Origin of the sequence: Campylobacter sp. RKI_CA19_01116 (assembly GCF_025771405.1) — a bacterium.
Lineage (GTDB): Bacteria > Campylobacterota > Campylobacteria > Campylobacterales > Campylobacteraceae > Campylobacter_D.
The window spans coordinates 1-24,974 of the sequence record NZ_JAKMQF010000011.1; the positions used below are offsets into that span (position 1 = coordinate 1).

A 24,974-nucleotide genomic window follows, 5' to 3' on the forward strand; every position below is an offset into this window, starting at 1 on the left:
AGGGGGGGGGTAAAAAAAGGACTGTGGATATTGGTTTATAACATGTGGTAAATTTTTAGAAAAATAGTGGGAAATGATAGAATATGAGTTATTATAAAATATGAAAAATTTCGTGTCAAATATAAAGAAAATAATATCTTAAATATAGATAATAAATAAGAAAGTAAAAGAGAATACAAACAATTAAAGATAAAACTTGATTTAGATAAATTTATACTCAAAATACTTGAAAACAATAAATGGATTAAGTATATTATCTTTTTTGTTTATTAAGAAGATTCACACTTAGTAAAACAATAAAACTAAAAATTAAAAGTATGAGGCTATAAATATGGGCTGTGGTAAAATCTAAATTTTCCATACTTTCATATATAGCAATACTAGCTACTTTTGTTTCTCCGCTTAAAGAGCCGCCTATCATTAATACTATACCAAACTCGCCCATAGTATGTGCAAAACTTATTACTAAAGCACTTAATATAGCTGGTTTAATACTAGGTAAGATAACTTTAAAAAGTGTGATGAAAGAATTTTTTCCCAAAGAAAAACTAGCTTCTATAATATTTTTAGAAATCATAGACATTGCATTATATAAAGGATTAAACATAAAAGGTAAAGAATAAATACAACTTGCTATCACTAAACCTTCAAAGGTAAAAGCTAAAGTGATATTAAAGTGTTTTTCTAAAAAATTACCCAAAAAAGAGTATTTTGAAAATAAAATCAACAAGTAAAAACCAACAACAGATGGTGGTAAAACCAAAGGTAGGGTTATTATGGTTTCTAGAATTTTTTTTGCTCTAAATTGCTTAAAAGTAAAAACCCAAGCAAGAGGTATACAAAAACAAAATAAAATTATACAAGTAATAATAGAAAGCTTTATGGAAACTAAAAAAGGTGTCCAATCTATACTTAATAATAATTGTGTCATTACTGAAACTTTCTCAAGTCAAAAAAGACTTGAGATTACTTTCCTAAATTTGGCTCCATTTCTATAATTTTCCAAGGAAGTCCTTGAGTATTTAACTCATCCATAAAAGGTTTAGCGTCAAATTCTTCCATGTTAAACACACCTTTTCCTTGCCAAATTCCTTTAGCGATTAACTTTGTTCCTATCATTGCAGGAACTCCGGTAGTATAACTCACAGCTTGCGCTCCAGTTTCTTTAAAGCATTCTTCGTGATTGCAAACATTGTAAATATAAACTTGTCTATCTTTTCCATCTTTTACACCACGAATCACACAACCTATATTAGTATAACCTTTAGTGCGAGGGCCTAAACTAGCAGGATCAGGAAGTAGTGTTTTTAAAAATTCTATTGGTATTATTTCTTTGCCTTGATGCATAACAGGCTTAATACCTAGCATACCAACATTTTCAAGACATTTCATATGAGTTAAATAGCTTTGCCCAAAAGTCATAAAAAATCTTATTCTTTTTAAACCTTTGATATTTTTTACTAAGCTTTCAAGCTCCTCATGATAAAGTAAATAGCTATCCTTTACCCCTACTTCAGGATAATCCCATTCCATTTTTATTTCCATAGGTGCAGTTTCTATCCATTTTCCATTTTCCCAGTAACGACCTTTAGCAGAAACTTCTCTTAAGTTAATTTCAGGGTTAAAATTAGTTGCAAAGGCATAGCCATGATCTCCAGCATTGCAATCTAATATATCTATATAATGAATTTCATCAAACAAATTTTGCTGTGCATAAGCACAAAATACATTAGTAACACCTGGATCAAAACCGCTACCTAAAAGTCCTAAAATTTCTGCTTGTTTAAATTTATCATTTCTTGCCCATTGTTCTTTATATTCAAATTTAGCTAAATCAGGATGTTCATAATTTGCAGTATCTACGTAGTGGATATTAGTTTGAATACACGCATCCATTAAGGTAAGATCCTGATAAGGTAAAGCTACATTTAGTAAAATTTCAGCTCCTGTTTTTTTGATAAGTTCTACAACAGCAGCAGTGTCATCTGCATCTATTTGCTCAGTTTGAATTTCTATACCCAAACGCTCTTTTATAAAAGCTGCTATTTCATCACATTTACTTTTAGTTCTACTTGCTAGAGTTATTTTGCTAAAAATATCACTATTCATTGCACATTTTACAGTCGCAACACGACTTACACCGCCTGCACCTATAATCAAAAGATTTTTCATTTATTTTCCTTAAATTTTTTAGAAAATTGTAACAAAAAAACTTTATAAAGCATTGAAATAAAAAATAAAAAATAATTTTTATAATGTTTTTTTAAACCAAAACAAGTAAAATGATAGTTTTTTAAATTTTTTAAGGACACTTATGAATTTACAAAGTGTGGAACTTTCTTATCCTATTGTTATTACTTTTATTACCTATGCATTTTTAATGCTTTTTATAGGTTTGTATTTTTACAAAAAAAATCAAAACAGTAAAGATTATTTTGTTGGTAATGCTTCCATGGGGCCTGTAATATCTGCCTTAAGTGCAGGTGCTTCTGATATGAGTAGTTGGCTTTTAATGGCTTTTCCTGGTGCTTTATATGCAGCTGGTTTGGGACAAATTTATATAGCCATAGGTTTAAGCTTTGGTATGTTTTTGAACTGGACTTTTGTTGCTAAAAGATTGAAGATTTTTTCTCAAATAGCCAAAGAATGTATTACAATTCCTGATTTTTTCGAAAATCGCTTTCATGATGATAAGCATATTTTAAGAAGCATTTGTGCGGTAGTTATTTTGGTATTTTTTACTATTTACATTAGCGCTGGATTAGTAAGTGGTGCTAAACTTTTTGAAAGTGTATTTAATTTGCCTTATATTTTTGCCTTGAGTATTGGATTTTTAGTTATTGTTTTATATACTTTTTTAGGTGGTTATAAAGCTGTATGCTGGACTGATATGATACAAGGACTTTTAATGATGAGCTCATTAATCATCATTCCTTTTGTGATGATTTTTGAACTTGGTGGCTTTGGCGAAGCTTTTTCTACTATAAATGATGTAAAACCCCAAGCCTTTGGTTTAGATGGTGGTGGTTGGCTAGTCGTAGTATCAACCCTAGCATGGGGGCTTGGTTATTTTGGTCAACCTCACATTTTAATTCGTTTTATCTCTATAAAAAATGTAAAAGAAATTCCTACTGCAACTTTTATAGGCATAACTTGGATGGTAATTTCTTTATTTGGTGCTGCTATGATAGGATTTTTAGGTATTGCTTATATAGCTAAATTTAATCTCACTTTAAATGACCCTGAAAGAATATTTATTGTAATGTCTCAAGTGCTTTTTAATCCTTGGGTGGCAGGAATTTTACTCAGTGCTATATTGGCAGCTATTATGAGTACTGCGAGTTCTCAACTACTAGTATGCGCTTCTAGCTTGGTGCAAGATTTTTATACACAAATCTTAAAAAGAAAAACAAATGATAAAAATATTACTTTATTATCACGTCTAGGTGTTTTAGCTGTTGCTTGCATAGCTTTTATACTTTCACTTGATACTCAAAGTCAAATTTTAAGTATAGTTTCTTACGCTTGGGCTGGTTTTGGCGCTAGTTTTGGAAGTGTTATTTTATTTTCTTTATTTTATAAAAATATGAGCAAAGAAGGTGCGATAGCTGGAATGATTAGCGGAGCTTTAACTGTTATATTTTATAAACATTTTGGTTCAAATTTTATAGCAATTTATGAAATCATTCCTGGATTTTTAGTTGCAAGTTGTTTTATTGTGATTTTTAGTGTGATTTTTAAAGCAAAAAAACATACGATAAAACACTATGAAAAAATGTTAAAAGAAATTTAAATGTTTAAATCTTTTTTTTATTCAAAAAAATGGGCATTGTGGGCTTATTTGGGTTTGTTTTTTTTACTAGCTTCTTTACTTGCTCAAACTTCCATTAGTGTTGCAATAAATGAATGGTATAAAGAATTTTATGATGTTTTACAAGATGCAAAAAATCATAGCATAGATGACTTTTATCATTTTATTAAGCAATTTTTATATCTAGCATTGCCTTATGTATTAATTGCTACTATCACACAATATTTTGGAAGTATTTATGCCTTTAAATGGCGTGAGGCTATGACTTTTGATTATATTAAATTTTGGCAAAAAAAAGATGATAACATAGAAGGTAGCTCGCAAAGAATTCAAGAAGATATTTATAATTTTTCAAAAATCATAGAAAGCTTAGGATTGGCTTTTGTTAAGGCAATTATGACTTTAATTGCTTTTGTGCCAATTTTGTGGATGTTAAGTGCGCATGTTAATTTACCTATCTTGAAAGACATTAATGGATCCTTAGTATGGATTGCATTTTTGGTTTCTTTGGGAGGTCTTGTTATATCATGGTTTGTTGGCATTAAATTACCTGGTCTTGAATATAATAATCAAAAAGCTGAAGCTGCTTTTAGAAAAGAACTTGTTTTTGCTGAAGATGATAGAAAAAATTATGCGAGCGATGAAAGTATTTTAAGTTTATTTACTGGACTTAAAATCAATTATAAAAGATTATTTTTGCATTATGGGTATTTTAATATATGGCTTTATTTATTTGAGCAAATCATGGTTATAGTGCCTTTTTTAATCATGGCTCCAAGCTTGTTTTTAGGACTTATACAACTTGGAATTATCATACAAGTTGGCAATGCTTTTGATCAAGTTAGATCATCATTTAGTATTTTTATCACCAATTGGACAACTATCACACAATTGCGTAGCATTTATAAACGTTTAGATGAATTTGAAAAAAATATTGAATATAGAAAACATAAATTAATTTAAAATATGTCGTTTATTTTAAGCTAATTTTATAGTTTTGATTTGATATAATTTTGCAAAAATTTTATTAAAGGAGTTTTTTTGGACCCCAGTCAATCTTTAGACTTAAATCAAACATTACCCGCTGTTGCCTCAATTGATGTAGGCTATTCTACTTTTATGATTCTTGTTGCATTAGCTTTAGTGCTTTTAAATGGATTTTTTGTTTTATCTGAATTTGCTATTGTTAAAGTACGTAGATCAAAACTCGAAGAAATGGTAAAAGAAAAAAAACGTAATGCAAAAAAAGCTTTAGAAGTCACTTCAAAACTAGATACTTATTTAAGTGCATGCCAACTTGGTATTACGCTAAGCTCTCTTGCTCTTGGTTGGATAGGTGAACCTGCTATTGCTAAAATTCTTGAAGTTCCTTTGGCAAATTTAGGCTTAGCTCCAGCATTAATTCATACTATAGCATTTGTTATCGCTTTTGCTATTATCACATTATTGCATGTTGTATTAGGTGAATTAGTTCCAAAGAGCGTTGCTATCGCTATTGCAGATAAAGCTGTTTTATGGGTTGCAAGACCATTACATTTGTTTTGGTTACTTTTCCTACCTTTCATCAAAACATTTGACTTTTTAGCTGCAGTTTCTTTAAAAGTTATAGGTATTAAACCTGCTAAAGAACATGAATTAAGCCACTCTGAAGAAGAAATTAAATTTATTGCAAGTGAAAGCCAAAAAGGTGGAGTTTTGGATGAATTTGAAACTGAAATCATACGTAATGCTGTTGATTTTTCAGATACAGTAGCAAAAGAAATCATGACACCTAGAAAAGATATGATATGTCTTAACAAACAAAAAAGCTATGAGGAAAATATGCAAATAGTTTGTCAGTACAAACACACACGCTTTCCATATATAGATGGTTCTAAAGATATCATTTTGGGTATGGTACACATTAGAGATATCATGCAAAACGAACTTAGCAAAGATAAGAAAAATTTAGATGATTTTTTAATCAAAATGATCTTGGTGCCAGAAAATATCAGCATATCTAAAGTCCTTTTCATGATGAATAAAGAACAAGTGCACACGGCATTAGTAGTGGATGAATATGGTGGCACAGCTGGACTTTTAACCATGGAAGATATTATGGAAGAAATCGTTGGAGATATTAACGATGAGCATGACGATTCTAGTCCACATTTTAAAAAACTTGCAGAAAACATTTATGAATTTCAAGGAAGATATGAAATTAGCGAAGTAGAAGAAATGCTTGATATACGCTTTAATGAAGAGCTAGAACAAGTCACTATAGGTGGATATGTTTTCAATCTCTTAGGACGCTTACCGGTAGTTGGAGATAGAATAGAAGATGAATTCTGCTACTATGAAGTCAAAAAGATGGATGGAAATAGTATAGAACGCATTAAAGTTGTACGCAAGAATACTGATGAAGAAGAGTAAACAAACTCTTCTTTTACTTTCATACAGTCCTCAATCTTATCCATTCTAACCTACAAGGAAAATATATGCAATTACATGATGAAATTAATCAATTTATGCAAGAATGCAAAAGCATTATGATATCTTCTTTAAATTTAAACAATCAAACAATATGCTCATACGCACCTATTATAAAAATTAAAAATGACTTTTATATTTATATTAGTGAAATTGCTGAACACTTTGAAGGAATAAAATACAATAATAAAAACATAGAAATTATGTTTATAGAAGATGAAAAAGATTGCGTGTCAATCTTTGCAAGAAAAAGACTTAAATTTAGAGTAGAGAGTGTAGAAATAACAAGAGATAATCAACTCTTTGAGCAAGTATTAAATACTTATGAAAATGAAAACAATAAAGAAATAATCCAAGTCATTAAAAATATGAAAGATTTTCATTTATTTCAGCTGATACTAAAAAATGGAAGATATGTTAAAGGTTTTGGAAAAGCATATGAAATTAACGAAGGAGTAATTAATTTAATTAATTCAAAAGGACATAAATAATTCAAGATGAGCTTTTTGCTCATCTTGGTAGATTAACCATTTCTTTTTTTGATAATTTCTTCAGAAACGTTTTTTGGAACTTCATCATAGTGATCAAATTCCATAGAATAAGTAGCACGGCCTTGAGTTTGACTTCTAAGATCAGTTGAGTAACCAAACATCTCAGCCAAAGGACAAAATGCTGTAATAATTTTATTACCACCTCTTTCATCCATTGAATTTACTTGACCACGACGTTTATTTAAATCTCCAATAACATCACCCATATATTCTTCTGGAGTTTCAACTTCAACTTTCATCATAGGTTCTAAGATTACCGCACCTGCTTTTCTAGCACCTTCTTTAAAGCCCATAGAAGCTGCAAGTTTAAATGCCATTTCAGAAGAATCCACTTCGTGATAGCTTCCATCATAAACAGTTACTTTAACATCTTCAACAGGATATCCCGCTAAAACACCGTTTTGCAATGCTTCTTGTATACCTTTATCAACCGCTGGAATATATTCTTTTGGAATTACCCCACCTTTGATATCATTTACAAACTCATATCCATTACCTGGCTCAAGCGGCTCAAGTCTTAAGAATACATGGCCATACTGACCACGACCACCTGATTGTTTAGCGTATTTGTATTCTTGCTCAACTGTTTTTCTAATAGTTTCACGGTAAGCAACTTGAGGTTGACCAACTTCTGCTTCAACTTTAAACTCACGAAGCATTCTATCAACAATAATTTCTAAGTGAAGCTCACCCATACCTGAAATGATGGTTTGACCACTTTCTTCATCTGTAGAAACTCTAAAGCTTGGATCTTCTTGAGCTAATTTATTTAAAGCAATAGACATTTTTTCTTGATCTGCTTTTGTTTTAGGCTCAACAGCAACTGAAATAACAGGATCTGGAAAATCCATTCTCTCTAAAATAACTTTATCTTTTTCACTTGCTAAGGTATCACCAGTTAGTGTGTCTTTAAGACCAACAACTGCTCCAATTTCTCCTGCATATAAAGTTTTAATCTCTTCTCTTTTATTAGAGTGCATTTTTAAAAGACGACCAATTCTTTCTTTTTTATCTTTTGTTGAATTATATGCATAAGAACCACTTTCTAAACTTCCTCTATATACACGAACGAAAGTTAATTGTCCAACAAATGGGTCAGTCATAATTTTAAATGCAAGACCTGCAAATTCACCATCATCAGTTGATTTTACAGAAACCTCTGTACCATCTTCATACTCACCTTTGATATTAGCAACTTCATCAGGAGCTGGTAAATAAGCAACAACAGCATCAAGCAATGGTTGAACACCTTTGTTTTTAAAAGCCGTACCACAAAGCATAGGAACCATAGAAAGACTTAAGCATCCTGCTTTAATGCCTGCTTTGATTTCTTCTTGAGTAAGCTCTTCACCACCTAAATATTTTTCCATTAATTCATCGCTTGTTTCAGAAACCGCTTCTATCATTTTTACACGATATTCTTCAGCCTTTTCTTTAAGCTCAGCTGGAATTTCTTTTTCTACATAATCAGTTGGTTTGCTTTCATCTTCCCATACTAAAGCTTTCATAGTGATAAGATCAATCACACCTTTGAAATTATCTTCAGCACCAATTGGAATTTGAAGTGGAACTGGGTTGCCTTTTAAGCGATTTTTAATTTGCTCTTCTACATTAAAGAAATTTGCACCAATTCTATCCATTTTATTTACAAAAACAATTCTTGGAACACCATATTTATTAGCTTGTCTCCAAACAGTTTCTGATTGTGGCTGAACTCCACCTACTGAACAAAATACTGCAACAGCACCATCTAAAACACGCATTGATCTTTCAACTTCGATTGTAAAGTCAACGTGGCCTGGAGTGTCTATAAGGTTAATTTGGTGATTTTTCCAAAAACAAGTTGTAGCAGCAGAAGTAATTGTAATACCTCTTTCTTTTTCTTGTTCCATCCAGTCCATTGTAGCTGCACCATCATGTACTTCGCCAATTTTATGACTCATACCTGTAAAGAAAAGAATTCTTTCACTAGTAGTTGTTTTACCAGCATCAATGTGAGCTGCAATACCTATATTTCTAACTCTTTTTAAAGGAGTACTTCTTGACATGTTTTACTCCTCTTACCAGCGATAATGAGCAAATGCTTTATTAGCTTCTGCCATTTTATAAGTATCTTCTTTCTTCTTAAATGAAGCGCCTTTACTATTAGCTGCGTCTAATAATTCAGCTGCTAATTTTTCAATCATAGTTCTTTCACTTCTTTTTCTAGCAAAAGAAATAATCCATCTTATAGCTAAAGCTTGTTGTCTAGCTGGGCGTACTTCTACTGGAACTTGATAAGTAGCACCACCAACACGACGAGATTTAACTTCTAATAAAGGCTTGATATTTTCAATAGCATCATTAAAAATTTCTATACCTTTTTTTTCTCCACCTTTTTTATCGATAGCTTCTAAAGCACCATACATAATAGTCGTAGCCGTGCTTTTTTTACCATCATACATTAAAGAATTAATGAATTTTGTGATTACTTTATTTCCATAAATCGGATCTGGCAAGACTTCTCTTACCGGAGCTTTTCTTCTTCTCATAATTTTCCTTCAAATTTATAATTTTACTCAAACAAAATCAAATCTAACGGATTTGTCTGCAATCTTATTACTTAGCTGCTGCTTTAGGGCGTTTTGCACCATATTTAGAACGAGAAACAGTTCTTTTTGCAACACCTGCAGTATCTAAGGCACCACGAACAATGTGATACTTAACACCTGGTAAGTCTTTTACCCTACCACCACGCACTAAAACAATGCTGTGTTCTTGTAGGTTGTGACCTTCACCACCGATATAACTAATAACTTCAAAGCCACTTGTAAGTCTTACTTTGGCAACTTTTCTTAACGCTGAGTTTGGTTTTTTAGGAGTTGTTGTATAAACCCTAGTACAAACTCCCCTTCTTTGTGGGCAATTTTTAAGCGCTGGTGATTTAGATTTTTCTAAAACTTTTTTGCGCTCTTTTCTAACCAATTGATTTATGGTTGGCACAGTAATTCCTTTCATTAATAAAATAATAAACTTTGGATAATATCTAAATTTTACTTATAAAATTATAAACTATTAAGGTTTTCTTGGAGTTTTTCTAAAAACAAATAAATATGATAAGCATCATTGGTGGCATGATTAACATTAATACTAAAAGGAATGAGAAATTTTTTATTTTCTTTTATAATCTTTCCACTTGTTATAATAGGAAAGAAATACTGCTCTTTTTTTGGCAAGTGTAAAGAAAAATTTTCAAAAACTATCCAAGGAATAGCAGAAATATTAAAAAGATTATCTATAGGTTCTTTTAAAAACATACTTTTATCGTTTTTTATTAATTGTTTATCCTCTTCATATAAAGATAAAAAATCATTTAAATTTTCTTTATAGAAAGTCCAAAGAACAGAAAAAGTTTTAGAATCCTTATGAAAAATAGTATAAGAAGGATGGATAATATCATAACATATTAGTTGTTTGTTTTGATCTAAACTAAATTTAAAATTATCAAAAGCATTTATACTTTTACTAATAGTGTGGATAAAACAAGGGTAGAATTCATAATTATTGTTTTTAATAAAATAATAAAAAGAACTAATATCTAATTTAACAGTAATTTCAAACGAGCAAGGAATATTTTGAGTGTAAAATTCAAAATGATCCTTTCTTTTATATTTTTCCAAATCAATCACTTTGAACATAATACACTCCAAAAATCCTAGCAAAATCGCTAGGATTGAAAATTAATTTTGTTGTTTAAGTTTTAAATTTTGATCTCCATAAAGACCTGTACCAACAGGAATCATGCGACCTAAGATTACATTTTCTTTTAGATCTTCAAGATAGTCAAATTTACCTGCGATACTTGCTTCTGTTAAAACTTTTGTTGTTTCTTGGAATGAAGCAGCCGAAATCACACTATCACTTCCAATAGCTGCTCTTGTAACCCCAAGCAATACAGGCTCAGCTACAGCAGGTTCACCGCCATATCTTAAAATTCTTTCATTTTCTTCTCTGAATTTTCTTCTTGAAACCAAATCACCCACAATAAAGTTTGTATGACCACTATCAACAATTTTTACTTGTCTTAGCATTTGCGATACGATAATTTCAATATGCTTATCAGAAATCACAACACCTTGACCACGATAAACTTGCTGAATTTCAGAAATAAGATAATAATGCAATGCTTTTTCACCTAAAATTCTAAGCACATCATGACTTGAAATAACTCCATCGGTTAATTTTTCACCCGCATGAATAAATTCACCATCTCTTACTTGAATGCGTTTTGATTTATCAATTAAATACTCTGCACTACTTCCATCTTCTGCTTGGATAATGATTCTTTCTTTTGATCTTAAAGGTTTATCAAATCTAACAACCCCGTCAATTTCAGCCACAACAGCAGTATTTTTTGGCTTTCTTGCTTCAAATAATTCAGATACCCTTGGAAGACCTCCAGTAATATCTTTTGATTTAGCTGCTGCCTTTGGTGTTTTAGCTAAGATATCAGCTTGCTTAACCTTATCGCCATCGTTTACATAAATAACAGTTTTTGGTTCGAGTTGATAACGCACCACTTTATCGTTTTCACCTATGATTAACAACGCTGGACGCACTCCACTTGGTAAATACTCATTAATAACAAGTGATCTTTTACCAGTTGCTTCATCAATTTGCTCATCAGCACTATAGCCTGATTCAATATCTTCAAAGTTAATTGTACCTGCAACTTCTGCAATTACAGTATTATTATATGCATCCCATTCAGCAATGATAGTTTTATCTTCTTTGCTTGATTTTGCTATGATAGTTTTAGGATTATCCACAAAAGTACTATCATCAAATTCAATCACAGAATCTCTTGGTATATAGTGTCTTTTTGCTTCTCTATCATTTTCATCAGCAATAACAACAAAAACACCTTTTTCTTTAACTACATCACCTTTTTTAAGATTTCTAATTCTATCTAAACCATCCCCTTTAAGCATATAAAACTTCAAGGTACCTTTTGCACCAGCTACAATATCTTGAGTGATAGGATCGCCATCTTTTACTAGCAATTCACTCGCATAAGGGATACGGTTTGGTATATTCCAACCCTCTTTGATTACTTCTACAATACTTTCATTTTCAGCTACTTCAGCACCATCGCTATATGGAATATATAATTTACCTTCGATATTACCACTTACACCTGCAAGCTCATTAGCTTTTGCTAAGTCATACTTTCTTAATATAAATTTAGCTTCATTGTTTTTTGCTTTAACGCTAACCACCACATCCTCATATGCATGCTCAATATGGATAGTTCCTTTAAATGGAGCTTTGATTTTTGGCTCCACAAGTAAAATAGCAGCATTGCGATGATTAGCCACTATAGTTTTACCTTGTCTATCTTCATAGGTATTAAGATTATAAAATCTTACAAAACCTTCTTTATGTGCTACCACTTGACGATCTTGTAAATCTGTACTAGCAGTACCACCACTGTGGAAAGTTCTTAGTGTAAGCTGTGTTCCTGGCTCACCGATTGATTGAGCAGATATAATACCTACAGCCTCACCTGGTTTAACTAATTTTCCTTCGCCTAGATTAATACCATAGCATTTAGAACAAACTCCTTTTTTAGCTTTACAAGTAATAGGAGTTCTAATGCTTACACTCTTTACTCCACTTTCAACAATAATTCTAGCTTTTTCCTCATCTACTAAAGTACCTTCTGAGAATAAAATCTCATTAGTAATAGAGTCAATAATATTTTCAGCTAAAACTCTTCCTAAAATTCTTTCTTCTAAGGTTTCAATTACAACACCATCTGCGGTAATTTCATTAATCTCAACACCCTCATGTGCACCACAATCTTCCATTGTAACTTTTACATTTTGTGCCACATCGATAAGTTTTCTTGTCAAATAACCTGCATTTGCTGTTTTCAACGCTGTATCTGCAAGACCTTTTCTAGCACCGTGAGTTGAAATGAAATATTCAAGAACGTTTAGTCCTTCACGGAAGTTCGAAATGATCGGTGTTTCAATAATAGAACCATCAGGTTTAGCCATAAGACCCCTCATCGCAGCAAGCTGCGAAATTTGAGCTGCTGAACCCCTAGCACCAGAATCTGCCATCATATAAATAGAGTTAAATCCTTCTTTGTCTTTTTTAATTAACTCCATCATATCTTTTGATAAGATATTATTAGTACTTTTCCAAATATCAATAATCTTATTATATCTTTCACCCGAAGTAATCAAACCTAAATTATATGAATTTTGGATTTCTCTTACTTGTTTTTTAGCTTCTTCTATACTTTTTTGCTTTTGATCAGGCACAATAATATCAGCAATTGAAATAGAAATACCCGCTTTTGTTGCATATTCAAAACCAAGATCTTTTAATTTATCTAAAAAGCTAGCACTTACTTCAAGACCACCTTCTTTATAAACATAATCAACCAAAGCTGCAATATCTTTTTTCTTCATGACTTTATTCCACATATTTTCAGGAACAAAATCAGGCAAGATAGACTTAATGATTAATCTTCCCGCAGTTGTTGTGATTTTTCTTCCATCAACTACACTTCTAATACTTGCATGAATATCTAAAGATTTTGCTTCTAGAGCAATCATAACCTCTTCAATGCCTGTACAAATTTTATGCTCACCCTTAGCACCATCTTTTTCTAAAGATAGATAATAAATCCCCAAAACCATATCTTGAGAAGGTACAGTCACAGAACGACCACTTGCTGGAAGCAAGATATTCATAGATGAGAGCATTAATACTTTACACTCAGCTATTGCTTCTTGAGATAAAGGTACATGTACGGCCATTTGGTCCCCGTCAAAGTCAGCATTAAATGCTGCACACACCAATGGATGAAGTTGAATTGCCTTACCCTCTACAAGCACAGGATGGAAAGCTTGGATGGAAAGCTTATGTAAGGTTGGTGCACGATTAAGCATTACAGGATGACCTTTAACAACCTCTTCTAAACACTCCCAAACTTCATTGGTTTTATTTTCAATCATTTTTTTAGCTTGTTTTACAGTAGTTGCATAACCTTTTTCTTCAAGCTTAGCCAACAAATGTGGCTTAAATAATTCTAAAGCCATTTTTTTAGGCAAGCCACATTGATCCATTCTAAGTTTTGGCCCAACAACAATAACACTACGGCCTGAAAAATCCACTCTTTTACCAAGTAGATTTTGTCTGAAACGACCTTGTTTTCCTTTGATAATTTCACTTAAAGATTTTAATGGACGTTTATTTGCACCTTTAACTGCATTTGCTCTTCTACCATTATCAAATAAAGCATCGACTGCTTCTTGAAGCATTCTTTTTTCATTTCTAATGATAATTTCAGGTGCATCAAGCTCCATAAGTCTTTTTAAACGTGTATTTCTATTAATAACTCTTCTATATAAATCATTCACATCAGAAACTGCAAATTTTCCACCATCTAAAGCTACCAAAGGTCTTAAATCAGGTGGTAACACAGGTAAATTTGTAATCATCATCCATTCAGGACGATTTGGAACTACTTCATCACTATTTGTATTAGTATTTAAATTACTATTTAAGAAATTTTCCACCACTTTTAAGCGTTTGATGATAGTTTTTTTCTTTGCTTCTGAATTAGTTGCTGCAATATCTTCTTTTAATTTATTTAAAAGCTCAACAAGATCTAAATTTGCTAGCAAATCTCTAACAACTTCACCACCCATTCTAGCTTTAAAACCACTGCTTTCGTAGCGCTGCATTAAATTTAAATACTGCTCTTCATTTAATACATCACAAAATTCAACTTTTTTAGTATTTTCATTATCATAGTATGCATCACCTGGATTTTCTACTATATATGCTTCATAATACAATACGCGCTCTAAATCTTTCATCTTTACGCCAAGTAAAGTACCGATACGACTTGGCAAAGAATTTACATACCAAATATGAGCCACCGGTGTAACTAATTCAATATGCCCCATTCTTGAACGGCGTACTTTAGAACTAGTAACTTCAACACCACATTTTTCACACTTAATACCTTTAAAACGCATTTTTTTATACTTACCACAAAGACATTCATAATCTCTTACTGGTCCAAAAATTTTAGCGCAAAAAAGCCCGTCTCTTTCAGGCTTTAAAGTTCTATAATTAATTGTTTCTGGTTTTTTTACTTCGCCATAAGACCATGATTTGATTTTTTCAGGACTTGCAAGTCTTAATTGAAAAGCTTCAAAGTCTCTAGGTCTACCATCTTCTTTTATTTCGATAGGTTTAAATTTACTCATTATTCTCATCCTTATCAAAAATCTCAACATCTAAAGCAAGAGATTTTAATTCATTTGTAAGTACAAAGAATGTCTCTGGAATACCTGTTGCTGGAACATTCTCACCTTTTGTTAAAGCTTTATAAGCACTAAATCTACCTTCAACATCATCAGATTTTATGGTTAACATTTCCCTTAAAGTATGAGCTGCTCCATAAGCTTCAAGAGCCCAAACCTCCATCTCACCAAATCTTTGTCCACCAAATAAAGCCTTACCACCAACTGGTTGTTGTGTTACAAGACTATAAGGTCCAGTACTTCTTGCGTGAACTTTTTCATCTACCAAGTGGTGTAATTTAAGCATATACATACATCCAACATGCACACGCTCTGCCATTTTTTCACCAGTTCTTCCATCATAAAGTTCGCTTTTTCCGTCCATAGCTATTTTAGCCATTTCAAAAAGCTTACCAAATTCTTCAACCGTTACACCTTCAAATACAGGAGTAGCAAATTTCACTCCTTTGGCCCAATCTCTAGCATAAGAAATAAGCTGTTCATCATTTAAAGTTTGCACAAATTTCTTTTCTAATTCAAGTCTAGATACACTACAAATTTCAAGAATTTTTTCACGTAATTCTTTTACAAAATCTTTTTGTTTTCTATCAAAAATTTCTTGAATTTGATCACCTAGTCTCATACCAACAATCCCCAAATGACTTTCAAGAATTTGTCCTATATTCATACGACTTGGAACCCCTAGAGGATTTAAGGCTATATCAATAGGTCTTCCATCAGGTAAATATGGCATATCAACTTCTGGAACGATATTAGACACAATACCTTTATTTCCATGGCGTCCTGCCATTTTATCCCCAACTTTCAATTTTCTCTTAGTCGCGATATATACTTTAACAAGTTTTACTACCCCACTTGGTAAAATATCATCTTTTTCTAAAATTTCTAATTTTTCATCATGCTCTGTTTTAAGTTTTTTCTTCTCATTTTGGAAATGATTTTTTAAATCATCATATTCTTTTTGTACTTCTTTAGAATAAGCTTTAACTAAAGAATTTAGCGCAAAACGATTGATTTTTTCTAATTCTGTAATTTCTACTTTAGAGCCTTTTTTATATTTAACACCATTTATTTCTTCATCTGAATTTAAAGCTGATTTAGAAAGTAAAGAACATACTCTTAAAGTTTCTTCTCTATCCATCATTAAAAGTCTATCATGATGTTCTTTTTCAAGATTTAATTTTTCATCATCATAAGCTTTTATAGCGCGTGCATCTTTTTCATAACCTTTTTTAGTAAAGATTTTTACATCTACAACAACACCTTCTAATGAGGCGGTTGCATATAAAGATTTATTTACAACATGTCCAGCTTTTTCACCAAAAATAGCTCTTAATAATCTTTCTTCAGGTGTAGGTTTTACTTCACCCTTAGGTGAAACTTTACCTACCAAAATCATACCAGGCTTTATATGAGTTCCTATTTTAGCGATACCACTCTCATCAAGATGCGCTAAATCTTCTTCTTTTACATTTGGAATATCTTTTGTAATTTCTTCTACACCATCTTTAAGCTCTCTAGCCTCTACTTCTTTTTCATAAATATGAACACTAGTAAAAGTATCTTCACGTAAAATTTTCTCACTAATTACAATAGCATCTTCATAGTTATACCCATGCCATGGCATAAATGCGATTAAGGCATTCTTACCAATAGCAAGTTCGCCTTGATCCATACTTGGACCATCTGCAATGATTTGATCTACTTGAACAAATTCTCCTTTTTTAACAATTGGATGCTGTGTAAAAGTTGTATTTTGATTTGTTCTTAGATTTTTTTCCATTTTGTAATGATCTATAAATGGCCCATTTTCATCTTCGCCCAAAATAAAAATATTTTTATTGTCAACTTTTTCTACAATCCCTGCTCTTTTAGCTTTAATAGCCTCCCAAGCATCACGAGCAATGATTTTTTCCATACCAGTACCTACTATAGGTGCTTGTGCGGTTAGTAAAGGCACTGCTTGACGTTGCATGTTTGAACCCATTAAAGCTCTGTTTGCATCATCATGCTCTAAGAATGGGATTAATGACGCTGCAACCCCTACTATCATACCTGAACAAAGGTCAATCAAATGTACTTCTTCTCTTCTTGCTAGGATTGTTTCACCATCTTGTCTTGCTTCAACAAATTCCTCAACAATATTACCTTTTTCATCAATTTTAGTTGAAGCGGCTGCAATCACTAAGCCCTCTTCTTGAGTAGCAGTCAAGTAAACAATTTCATTACTTACTTTTCCATTTTCTACCTTCTTATAAGGTGCTTCAACAAAGCCTAGATCATTTACTTTAGCATAAGTTGAAAGTGTGTTAATTAATCCGATGTTTTGACCTTCTGGAGTTTCAACAGGACAAATTCTTCCATAATGCGTTGCATGAACATCACGTACTTCAAAACCTGCTCTTTCTTTTACTAAACCACCTTCACCAAGCGCTGATAAACGACGTTTGTGAGTCACTTCACTCAATGGGTTTGTTTGATCCATAAATTGAGATAATTGACCACCAGTAAAAAATTCCATAATTGTTACAGTAATTGTCTTAGGATTAATCAGATCATAAGGCATTACTTTATCAATATCTGTATTTAAAGCCGTAAATTTATCTCTAATTGATTTTTGCATTTTAGCAAGACCTACATGAAGTTCATTTGCTAAAAGTTCTCCAATTGATCTTATACGACGATTACCTAAATGGTCTCTATCATCAATATGACCTCTACCATTTTTTACTTTAATTAAATATTTTGCAGTTTTTACTATATCTTCATTGGTTAAAACCGTAACATATTCAGGTGTATCTAAGCCTAATTTATGATTCATTTTCATACGACCAACTTTTGTTAGATCATATCTTTCAGGATTGAAAAATAAATCATTCACAAAAGCTTTTGCAGCATCTTTTACTACTGGTTCGCCTGGTCTCATTACTTTATAAATTCTAATAGCTGCTAAATCATTCTCATCATCTATATTCTCAGTTTGTTTTAATAATTTTAAAGTTTCATTATCTTGAATGAAAGAATTAATAATAGCAGCATCTACTCCATTAGCTAAGTCATTAGCAATATCAAACTGTTTTTCCTCTTTAATTTTTGCTAGTTTTCCCTCATCTAATAGCGTTAAAGAATCAAATAAAACCTCACCAGTTTCTTTATTAATAATAGGATTAGCTAAATATCTATTTGTTAAAATTTCAACTGGATATTCAACCCATTTAACCCCATCTTTTACAAGCTGTTCAGCCTTTTTCTTTGTCATTCTTTTACCAGCTTGATGAATTACATTGCCTTTTTCATCTTTTAAATCATACTCAACTCTATCTAAAAAGTCATTTGGATTAAATTCAGTTAAGAATTTATCTTTTTTAACATGAATAGTTTGTATAGGGTAAAATAATTTTATAATGTCTTGTTTTTTATAACCAAGTGCTCTAAATAAAATTGTAATAGGCACTTTTCTTCTTTTATTAATACGCACATAAAGCACATCTTTAGCATCATATTCAAAATAAAGCCAAGAACCACGATCTGGTATGATTTGGGCCGTATATACTAATTTATTTGCAACAGTAGAACTTTCTTCTTCTTTAAATATAACACCCGGACTTCTATGAAGTTGATTTACTACAACTCTTTCAACTCCGTTAATTATGAAAGAAATTCTATCTGTCATTAAAGGGATTTCTCTAATATAAATTTCTTGTTCTTTAATATCTTTTATACCAATTTTTTCACCCGTTTTTTCATCTTTTTCATGTAAAGTTAAACGGATTTTCATTTTTAAATTTACAGAATAAGTCAAACCTCTTTCCATACACTCTCTAATAGTGTACTTAGGTTTACCTACTTCACTACTTACATATTCTAAACTTAATCTATTTTGTGGATCATGAATTGGAAAAATAGATTTAAATACTTTTTCAATTCCACTTTCTGAATTTTTAGCATCTATGTTTAAAAAATAATCAAAACTTTTCTTTTGTAATTGTAATAAATTTGGAATGTCTATTTGTTGTGGAACATTCGAGAAGTCTATTCTTAAACGATTTCCTGATTGTGAATTTAACATATTATTATACCCCATGGTAAAAGTATTGAAAGAAAGAATCCTAATTAAAGGAAAACAAGAAAGGATATAAAATCCTTTCTTTTAAAACAAAAAAATTATTTAAGCTCAACCTTAGCGCCAGCTTCTTCAAGTTGTTTTTTAGCTTCTTCAGCTTCAGCTTTGCTAACACCTTCTTTAAGAACTGATGGAGTTTGTTCAACAGCATCTTTTGCTTCTTTTAGTCCAAGACCAGTTAAAGCACGAACAACTTTAATTACATTGATTTTTTTATCGCCACCATCTTGTAATACGATGTCAAATTCAGTTTTTTCTTCAGCAGCACCGCCAGCAGCACCTGCAACAGCAGCACCTGCAACCATAACTGGAGCAGCAGAAACACCAAATTTTTCTTCAAATTCTTTTACTAATTCTGAAAGTTCAAGAACGCTTAGGTTAGAAATAAATTCTAATACATCTTCTTTAGTAATTGCCATTTTTTATCCTTTTTAAATTTTATTCAGCTTCTTTTTTTTCTTTTAATGCATTTAATCCAATTGTAAAATTGGTGATTGGTGCATTCCAAACTTGCAAAAGCATAGCAAGTAATTCATTGCGAGAAGGCATTTTAGCTAAAGCTTTAACTTTATCTACTGAAGCAACTTCACCATCAATAAATGCGGTTTTGATCTCAAATGTTTGATTAGCTTCGCTAAATTTATCAGCAACTTTTGAAACATTTAATTGGTCTTCACCCCAAAGATAAATATTTGTATCTTTAAGTTCCATTCCATCTTTGCCGGCATTTTTAAGAGCAATACTTGCTAAAGTATTTTTAATAATTTGAACTTTAACATCCATTTCTCTCGCATTATTTCTTAACTCTTCAAGTTTTTTAGTGTTTAAACCTTTGTAATTACAAACTACAACAGCTTCACTAGCCTTAAAACCCTCTTCAAGCTTAGAAACAAGTTCAATTTTTTGGCTTTTAGTCATCTTTACTCCTTTCCGACCGGTGATTTCAAGCAGAGCAGAAAATCTAATTAAGTCCTAAGACCTCGGCTATCTCCAATCTAAGATAAAAATTAGATAAAATAAAAGTTATTATCTTATCTAATTTTTATTAATGAGAGAAAAACTCTCATTAATTTTATTTTGTATCAAGCAATTCTTGAGTATCAAGAGAAAGAGAAGGACTCATAGTCAAAGAAAGACTAGCATTTTTAATATATCTTCCTTTTGCAGCAGCTGGTTTATGTTTATTAATAGCTTTTACAAATGCTGTCATATTTTCTTTTAATTGTTCTTGAGTAAAACTAACTTTACCCAAACCTGCATGGATGTTTCCTTGTTTATCAACACGGAAATTAACTTGTCCATTTTTAGCATTATTAACAGCTTGAGCAACATCCATTGTTACTGTACCTGTTTTAGGATTTGGCATCAAACCTTTAGGTCCTAAAATACGACCTACTTTACCTACTAGACCCATTAAATTTGGTGTAGCAATTAAAACATCAAAATTCATATTACCTTTTTGAATTTCTTCTACTAAATCATCGCTACCAACTATATCAGCACCTGCATTTTTCGCTTCATCAGCTTTTGCATCTTTTGCAATAACAGCAACACGAACTTTTTTACCTGTACCGCAAGGTAAAACAACACTACCTCTTACCATTTGATCTGCATGTCTTGGATCAACATTTAATTTTAAAGCAATTTCAACTGTTTCATCAAATTTAGCAGAAGCAAGAGTTTTTACTGTGCTTATTGCCTCATCCATTAAATAGTTTTTATTTGAATCTATTTTTTTTAATAATTCTGTAAATCTTTTAGTATTTTTAGACATCAATTTTCTCCGCATTTTATATAAAGTGCTACCGCCTTTTTAAACTCTTGGCGGTAAAGAGTATTAATCTACGATTTCAACACCCATAGAACGAGCAGAACCCATGATAATTTTAGCAGCTTGCTCTCTATCTTTTGTATTCATATCAGCGATTTTTTTATCTACAATTTCTAAAACTTGTGCTTTAGTTAATTTACCTACTTTATTTTTTAAAGGATTATCCGCACCTTTAGAAATACCTGCAGCTTTTTTAATTAAATCTGTAGCTGGTGGTTGTTTTGTTATAAATGTAAAGCTTTTATCTGCATAAACAGTAATAACAACTGGAATATTAAAACCAGCCATATCTTTTGTTCTTTCATTAAATGCCTTACAAAATTCCATAATATTAACACCTTGTTGACCTAAAGCAGGACCAACTGGAGGTGATGGATTAGCCTTAGTAGCAGCTATTTGTAATTTAATTTCTCCTACGACTTTTTTAGCCATAACCTTTCTCCTTTACTTACTATATAATCAAACTATTTTTTCAACTTGAGAGTATAAGATTTCTACTGGAGTTGATCTACCAAATATAGAAACATTTAACTTTAAAACGCCTCTAACCATATCATATTCCTCTACAATACCAACAAAGTTTGCAAAAGGACCTTCAGTTATTCTTACACTTTCTTCTTTATCAAATGAAATTTTAGGCTTAGGTGCTGCTTTATTTTTCACCTTTTCTAAAATAAGATTGATATCTTTTTCACTTAATGGGGTTGGTTTTTTACTTTCACCTATAAAACGACCAACCTTTGGTAAAGACTGAATTTTATGCCAAAGCTCTGTTGATAAGTCTATATTAGCAAATACATAGCCTGAATATAAACTTCTTTCGCTTATTTTTTCTTTACCATTTTTAAATTCAATCACATCTTCAGTTGGAACAATTACTTCTAATAATTGCTCTTGAATTCCATGATCTCTAACTAAATTTTCTATGGCTCTTTTTACAGCCATCTCACTACCTGCATAAGTTTGAATTGCATACCATTTATGATTCATTTTTCTATCCTATAATCTTAGATAATGAAAATGACATAATCAAATCAACTAATGCTAAAAATAATGAAACAACAGTAACAACTACAAAAACTGTAATATAAGCATTTCTAACTTGCTCTTTCAAAGGCCAAATTACTTTTCCTAATTCAGCTTTTGACAATTTAAAATAAGTTATTAGTTTTTCCATATTTTACCTTATTTTGTGGCAGGGCAAGAGGGATTCGAACCCCCAACCATCGGATTTGGAATCCGGCGCTCTACCGTTGGAGCTATTGCCCTAAGGGCTTTTTTTATAAAAGCCTTAACTTTTTAATTTAACTTCTTTATGAATTGTATGTTTTTTCAATCTTGGGCAATATTTTTTTAATTCTAACTTTTCAGTTGTATTTTTACTATTTTTAAAAGTGCTATAATTAATATCACCGCACTCTTCACATTTTAAACCAACTTTAATTCTCATTTTTATTCCTTAAAAAGCGAGATTAAATCTCGCTTATAATTATTTAATAATTTTAGAAACAACACCCGAACCAACAGTACGGCCACCTTCACGGATAGCAAAACGAGTACCTTCTTCAAGCGCAACTGGTGCAATAAGACTTACAGTAATTCTAACATTATCGCCTGGCATGACCATTTCAACGCCTTCTGCAAGTTGGATAGAACCAGTAACATCAGTTGTTCTTACATAAAATTGTGGTCTATAGTTGTTAAAGAATGGAGTATGGCGTCCACCTTCATCTTTATTTAAAATATAAACTTCTGCTTCAAAATCAGTGTGAGGAGTGATTGATTTAGGTTTAGCAAGAACCATACCACGAAGAACATCTTCTTTTTTAGTTCCACGAAGAAGAACACCAACGTTATCTCCTGCTTCACCTTGATCCATTTCTTTTCTAAACATTTCAACACCAGTTACTGTAGTGCTTTGTGTTTCTCTAATACCAACGATTTCAATAGTATCACCAACTTTAACAATACCTTTTTCAATTCTACCAGTAACAACTGTACCACGACCTGAAATTGAGAATACATCTTCGATAGGCATTAAGAAATCTTTATCTGTATCACGAGCTGGAGTTGGAATATACTCATCAACTGCTGCCATAAGATCTAAGATTTTTTTAGACCATTCACCATCTTGTCCAGCTTTTGCTTCTTCAAGAGCTTGTAAAGCCGAACCCGAAATAATCGGAGTATCATCTCCTGGGAAATCATAAGAGCTTAATAATTCTCTAATTTCCATTTCAACTAATTCTAATAACTCAGCATCATCAACCATATCAGCTTTGTTCATGAAAACAACAATATATGGTACACCTACTTGACGAGAAAGTAAGATGTGCTCTCTAGTTTGTGGCATTGGGCCATCTGCAGCAGAAACAACAAGAATAGCACCGTCCATTTGAGCAGCACCAGTAATCATGTTTTTAACATAGTCAGCGTGACCTGGGCAGTCTACGTGAGCATAGTGACGATTTTCTGTTTCATACTCAATGTGAGAAGTAGCAATAGTAATACCACGCTCTTTTTCTTCAGGAGCGTTATCGATATTATCATAATCTTTAAGCTCAGCCAAACCTCTTCTTGAAAGAACAGCAGAGATAGCAGCTGTTAAAGTAGTTTTACCGTGGTCAACGTGACCAATAGTACCAATATTTACGTGAGGCTTATTACGTGAAAATTTTTCTTTAGCCATCTTTTTCCTCCATATAAAATTTACAAACAAATACTAATTTATGTTTTATAATCTTTTGAAATCAATGGAGCTCATAGCGGGACTTGAACCCGCGACCTCTCCCTTACCAAGGGAGTGCTCTACCTCTGAGCCATACGAGCGCTCAGAAAAATTAAAAACATAAACTATAAAATTTTGGAAATTTGAAACTGCTAGAAATTCTGAATTTAAAAACAGCTCCCAGTTTCACTCTACCAAAATCAGGTTGGAGCGGGAAACGGGACTCGAACCCGCGACCCTCAGCTTGGAAGGCTGATGCTCTAGCCAACTGAGCTACTCCCGCAAAGCAATGGTGGTGAGTCGTGGATTCGAACCACGGAAGGCGAAAGCCAGCAGATTTACAGTCTGCCCTCGTTGGCCACTTGAGTAACTCACCATGAATAATAATGCTTTTTATTTCTGGTCAAACACTGCTATTAACAATGGAGCTGGTTAAGGGACTTGAACCCCCGACCTGCTGCTTACAAGGCAGCTGCTCTACCAACTGAGCTAAACCAGCAAAAAATAAAGTTGAATTATAATGTAATTTTGAATTAATGTCAAGTGTTTTAAATAATTTTGTATAATTTTTAAAAAATAAAGGATTTATTATGAAAATTTTATTTTCACCTAGTGAGGGAAAAAGTAAAATAAATACACATAGTTGTTTAAATGAAAAATCATTCATATTTAACAAGTTATACGATAAAAGACTTGAAGTAATTGCTAAATACAAAAAATTTATTAAAGAATGTGATGAAAATGTTCTTGAAAAATTTTTTGGTATCAAAGACAAATATGAACTATATAATCTTAGTCAAGATATATTAAAAAAAGATACAACTAAAGCAATTCAAAGATACAATGGTGTTGCTTTTGAATATTTAGATTATGAGAGTTTAGATGCAATAGCTAAAAAATATATAGATGAAAATGTATTAATATTTTCAAATCTTTTTGGTCCTATTTTAGCAAAAGATTTAATACCTTATTATAAATTAAAACAAGGAGAAAAAATCAAAGATTTTAATATAGAAAAATTTTATAAAGAAAATTTTTCCAGCGAACTTGATGATTTTTTAGAAAATGAATTAATAATCGATCTTAGAGCCAAATTTTATGAAAAATTTTACACCATTAAACAACCCTTTA

The 24,974-nt window shown here is 31.7% G+C and carries 21 protein-coding genes and 5 tRNA genes; 5 read left to right on the forward strand and 21 right to left on the reverse strand.

The features are described from left to right. Nucleotides 1-253: 253 nt before the first annotated feature. Both modB and L8U41_RS07370 read right to left on the reverse strand, forming a co-directional pair. Nucleotides 254-931 (reverse strand): molybdate ABC transporter permease subunit, encoded by a 678-nt coding sequence (gene modB, locus L8U41_RS07365; protein WP_263679660.1) that lies wholly within the window; start codon nt 929-931, stop codon nt 254-256. Between the two features lie 35 nt (nt 932-966). Continuing rightward, entirely contained in the window at nt 967-2,172 is a 1,206-nt protein-coding gene (locus tag L8U41_RS07370; protein WP_263728202.1) for a saccharopine dehydrogenase family protein, read from the reverse strand. Nucleotides 2,173-2,314: 142 nt separating this feature from the next. Here L8U41_RS07370 and putP point away from each other — a divergent pair, with 142 nt between their 5' ends. From putP to L8U41_RS07390, 4 genes are all read left to right on the forward strand, one after another. After that, nucleotides 2,315-3,793: a sodium/proline symporter PutP gene (gene putP / locus L8U41_RS07375; RefSeq protein ID WP_263728204.1), complete on the forward strand. Its 1,479-nt coding sequence runs from the start codon at nt 2,315-2,317 to the stop codon at nt 3,791-3,793. Then, entirely contained in the window at nt 3,794-4,774 is a 981-nt protein-coding gene (locus L8U41_RS07380) for a putative transporter (RefSeq protein ID WP_263728205.1), read from the forward strand. Between the two features lie 78 nt (nt 4,775-4,852). Continuing rightward, nucleotides 4,853-6,223 carry a hemolysin family protein gene (locus L8U41_RS07385; RefSeq protein ID WP_263707295.1) on the forward strand — a complete coding sequence of 457 codons (1,371 nt, stop codon included), beginning with the start codon at nt 4,853-4,855 and terminating at the stop codon, nt 6,221-6,223. Nucleotides 6,224-6,288: 65 nt separating this feature from the next. After that, nucleotides 6,289-6,771 carry a pyridoxamine 5'-phosphate oxidase family protein gene (locus tag L8U41_RS07390; protein WP_263728206.1) on the forward strand — a complete coding sequence of 161 codons (483 nt, stop codon included), beginning with the start codon at nt 6,289-6,291 and terminating at the stop codon, nt 6,769-6,771. A 32-nt stretch (nt 6,772-6,803) separates the two neighbouring features. On the opposite strand, the gene fusA is transcribed toward L8U41_RS07390, so the two are convergent. The 19 genes from fusA to L8U41_RS07485 form a co-directional block, all read right to left on the reverse strand. Continuing rightward, nucleotides 6,804-8,879 (reverse strand): elongation factor G, encoded by a 2,076-nt coding sequence (gene fusA, locus L8U41_RS07395; RefSeq protein WP_263728208.1) that lies wholly within the window; start codon nt 8,877-8,879, stop codon nt 6,804-6,806. Nucleotides 8,880-8,891: 12 nt separating this feature from the next. Beyond that, on the reverse strand, nt 8,892-9,362 hold the full coding sequence (rpsG, locus tag L8U41_RS07400; protein WP_012661188.1) for a 30S ribosomal protein S7: 471 nt from the start codon (nt 9,360-9,362) through the stop codon (nt 8,892-8,894). Between the two features lie 67 nt (nt 9,363-9,429). After that, the gene (gene rpsL / locus L8U41_RS07405; protein WP_012661187.1) at nt 9,430-9,813 is read right to left on the reverse strand and encodes a 30S ribosomal protein S12; all 384 of its coding nucleotides are present in this window, start codon (nt 9,811-9,813) and stop codon (nt 9,430-9,432) included. 62 nt (nt 9,814-9,875) lie between these two features. Then, nucleotides 9,876-10,508 carry a CatA-like O-acetyltransferase gene (locus L8U41_RS07410; protein WP_263728210.1) on the reverse strand — a complete coding sequence of 211 codons (633 nt, stop codon included), beginning with the start codon at nt 10,506-10,508 and terminating at the stop codon, nt 9,876-9,878. 42 nt (nt 10,509-10,550) lie between these two features. Then, on the reverse strand, nt 10,551-15,104 hold the full coding sequence (rpoC, locus tag L8U41_RS07415; RefSeq protein ID WP_263728211.1) for a DNA-directed RNA polymerase subunit beta': 4,554 nt from the start codon (nt 15,102-15,104) through the stop codon (nt 10,551-10,553). After that, nucleotides 15,097-19,230: a DNA-directed RNA polymerase subunit beta gene (gene rpoB, locus L8U41_RS07420; protein WP_263728212.1), complete on the reverse strand. Its 4,134-nt coding sequence runs from the start codon at nt 19,228-19,230 to the stop codon at nt 15,097-15,099. Before rpoB ends, rpoC begins: the two co-directional genes overlap by 8 nt. 95 nt (nt 19,231-19,325) lie before the next feature. Continuing rightward, nucleotides 19,326-19,703, reverse strand: coding sequence for a 50S ribosomal protein L7/L12 (gene rplL, locus L8U41_RS07425; protein ID WP_012661184.1), 378 nt, complete (start codon nt 19,701-19,703; stop codon nt 19,326-19,328). 19 nt (nt 19,704-19,722) lie between these two features. After that, nucleotides 19,723-20,202 carry a 50S ribosomal protein L10 gene (gene rplJ, locus L8U41_RS07430; RefSeq protein ID WP_012661183.1) on the reverse strand — a complete coding sequence of 160 codons (480 nt, stop codon included), beginning with the start codon at nt 20,200-20,202 and terminating at the stop codon, nt 19,723-19,725. 154 nt (nt 20,203-20,356) lie between these two features. Continuing rightward, a complete protein-coding gene (rplA, locus tag L8U41_RS07435; RefSeq protein WP_039617747.1) occupies nt 20,357-21,058 on the reverse strand; it encodes a 50S ribosomal protein L1 in 702 nt (233 codons plus the stop codon). Nucleotides 21,059-21,121: 63 nt separating this feature from the next. Continuing rightward, nucleotides 21,122-21,547: a 50S ribosomal protein L11 gene (rplK, locus tag L8U41_RS07440; protein ID WP_012661181.1), complete on the reverse strand. Its 426-nt coding sequence runs from the start codon at nt 21,545-21,547 to the stop codon at nt 21,122-21,124. A 27-nt stretch (nt 21,548-21,574) separates the two neighbouring features. After that, on the reverse strand, nt 21,575-22,105 hold the full coding sequence (gene nusG / locus L8U41_RS07445; protein WP_012661180.1) for a transcription termination/antitermination protein NusG: 531 nt from the start codon (nt 22,103-22,105) through the stop codon (nt 21,575-21,577). A 4-nt stretch (nt 22,106-22,109) separates the two neighbouring features. Then, on the reverse strand, nt 22,110-22,292 hold the full coding sequence (gene secE, locus L8U41_RS07450) for a preprotein translocase subunit SecE (RefSeq protein ID WP_012661179.1): 183 nt from the start codon (nt 22,290-22,292) through the stop codon (nt 22,110-22,112). 16 nt (nt 22,293-22,308) lie between these two features. After that, nucleotides 22,309-22,384, reverse strand: a tRNA-Trp gene (locus L8U41_RS07455). A 22-nt stretch (nt 22,385-22,406) separates the two neighbouring features. Further along, on the reverse strand, nt 22,407-22,565 hold the full coding sequence (gene rpmG / locus L8U41_RS07460) for a 50S ribosomal protein L33 (protein ID WP_012661178.1): 159 nt from the start codon (nt 22,563-22,565) through the stop codon (nt 22,407-22,409). Between the two features lie 39 nt (nt 22,566-22,604). Further along, nucleotides 22,605-23,804, reverse strand: a complete 1,200-nt coding sequence (tuf, locus tag L8U41_RS07465) for an elongation factor Tu (protein ID WP_039668122.1) — start codon at nt 23,802-23,804, stop codon at nt 22,605-22,607. Between the two features lie 65 nt (nt 23,805-23,869). Further along, nucleotides 23,870-23,944 (reverse strand) — tRNA-Thr (locus tag L8U41_RS07470). Between the two features lie 105 nt (nt 23,945-24,049). Beyond that, nucleotides 24,050-24,126 (reverse strand) — tRNA-Gly (locus L8U41_RS07475). Nucleotides 24,127-24,133: 7 nt separating this feature from the next. Next, nucleotides 24,134-24,219 (reverse strand) — tRNA-Tyr (locus L8U41_RS07480). A 47-nt stretch (nt 24,220-24,266) separates the two neighbouring features. Further along, a tRNA-Thr gene (locus L8U41_RS07485) sits at nt 24,267-24,342 on the reverse strand. Nucleotides 24,343-24,433: 91 nt separating this feature from the next. Between L8U41_RS07485 and yaaA the strand changes: the two genes are divergently transcribed. Then, nucleotides 24,434-24,974, forward strand: a 541-nt coding sequence (gene yaaA / locus L8U41_RS07490; RefSeq protein WP_263728213.1) for a YaaA family protein, incomplete at its 3' end; no start/stop codon positions are given.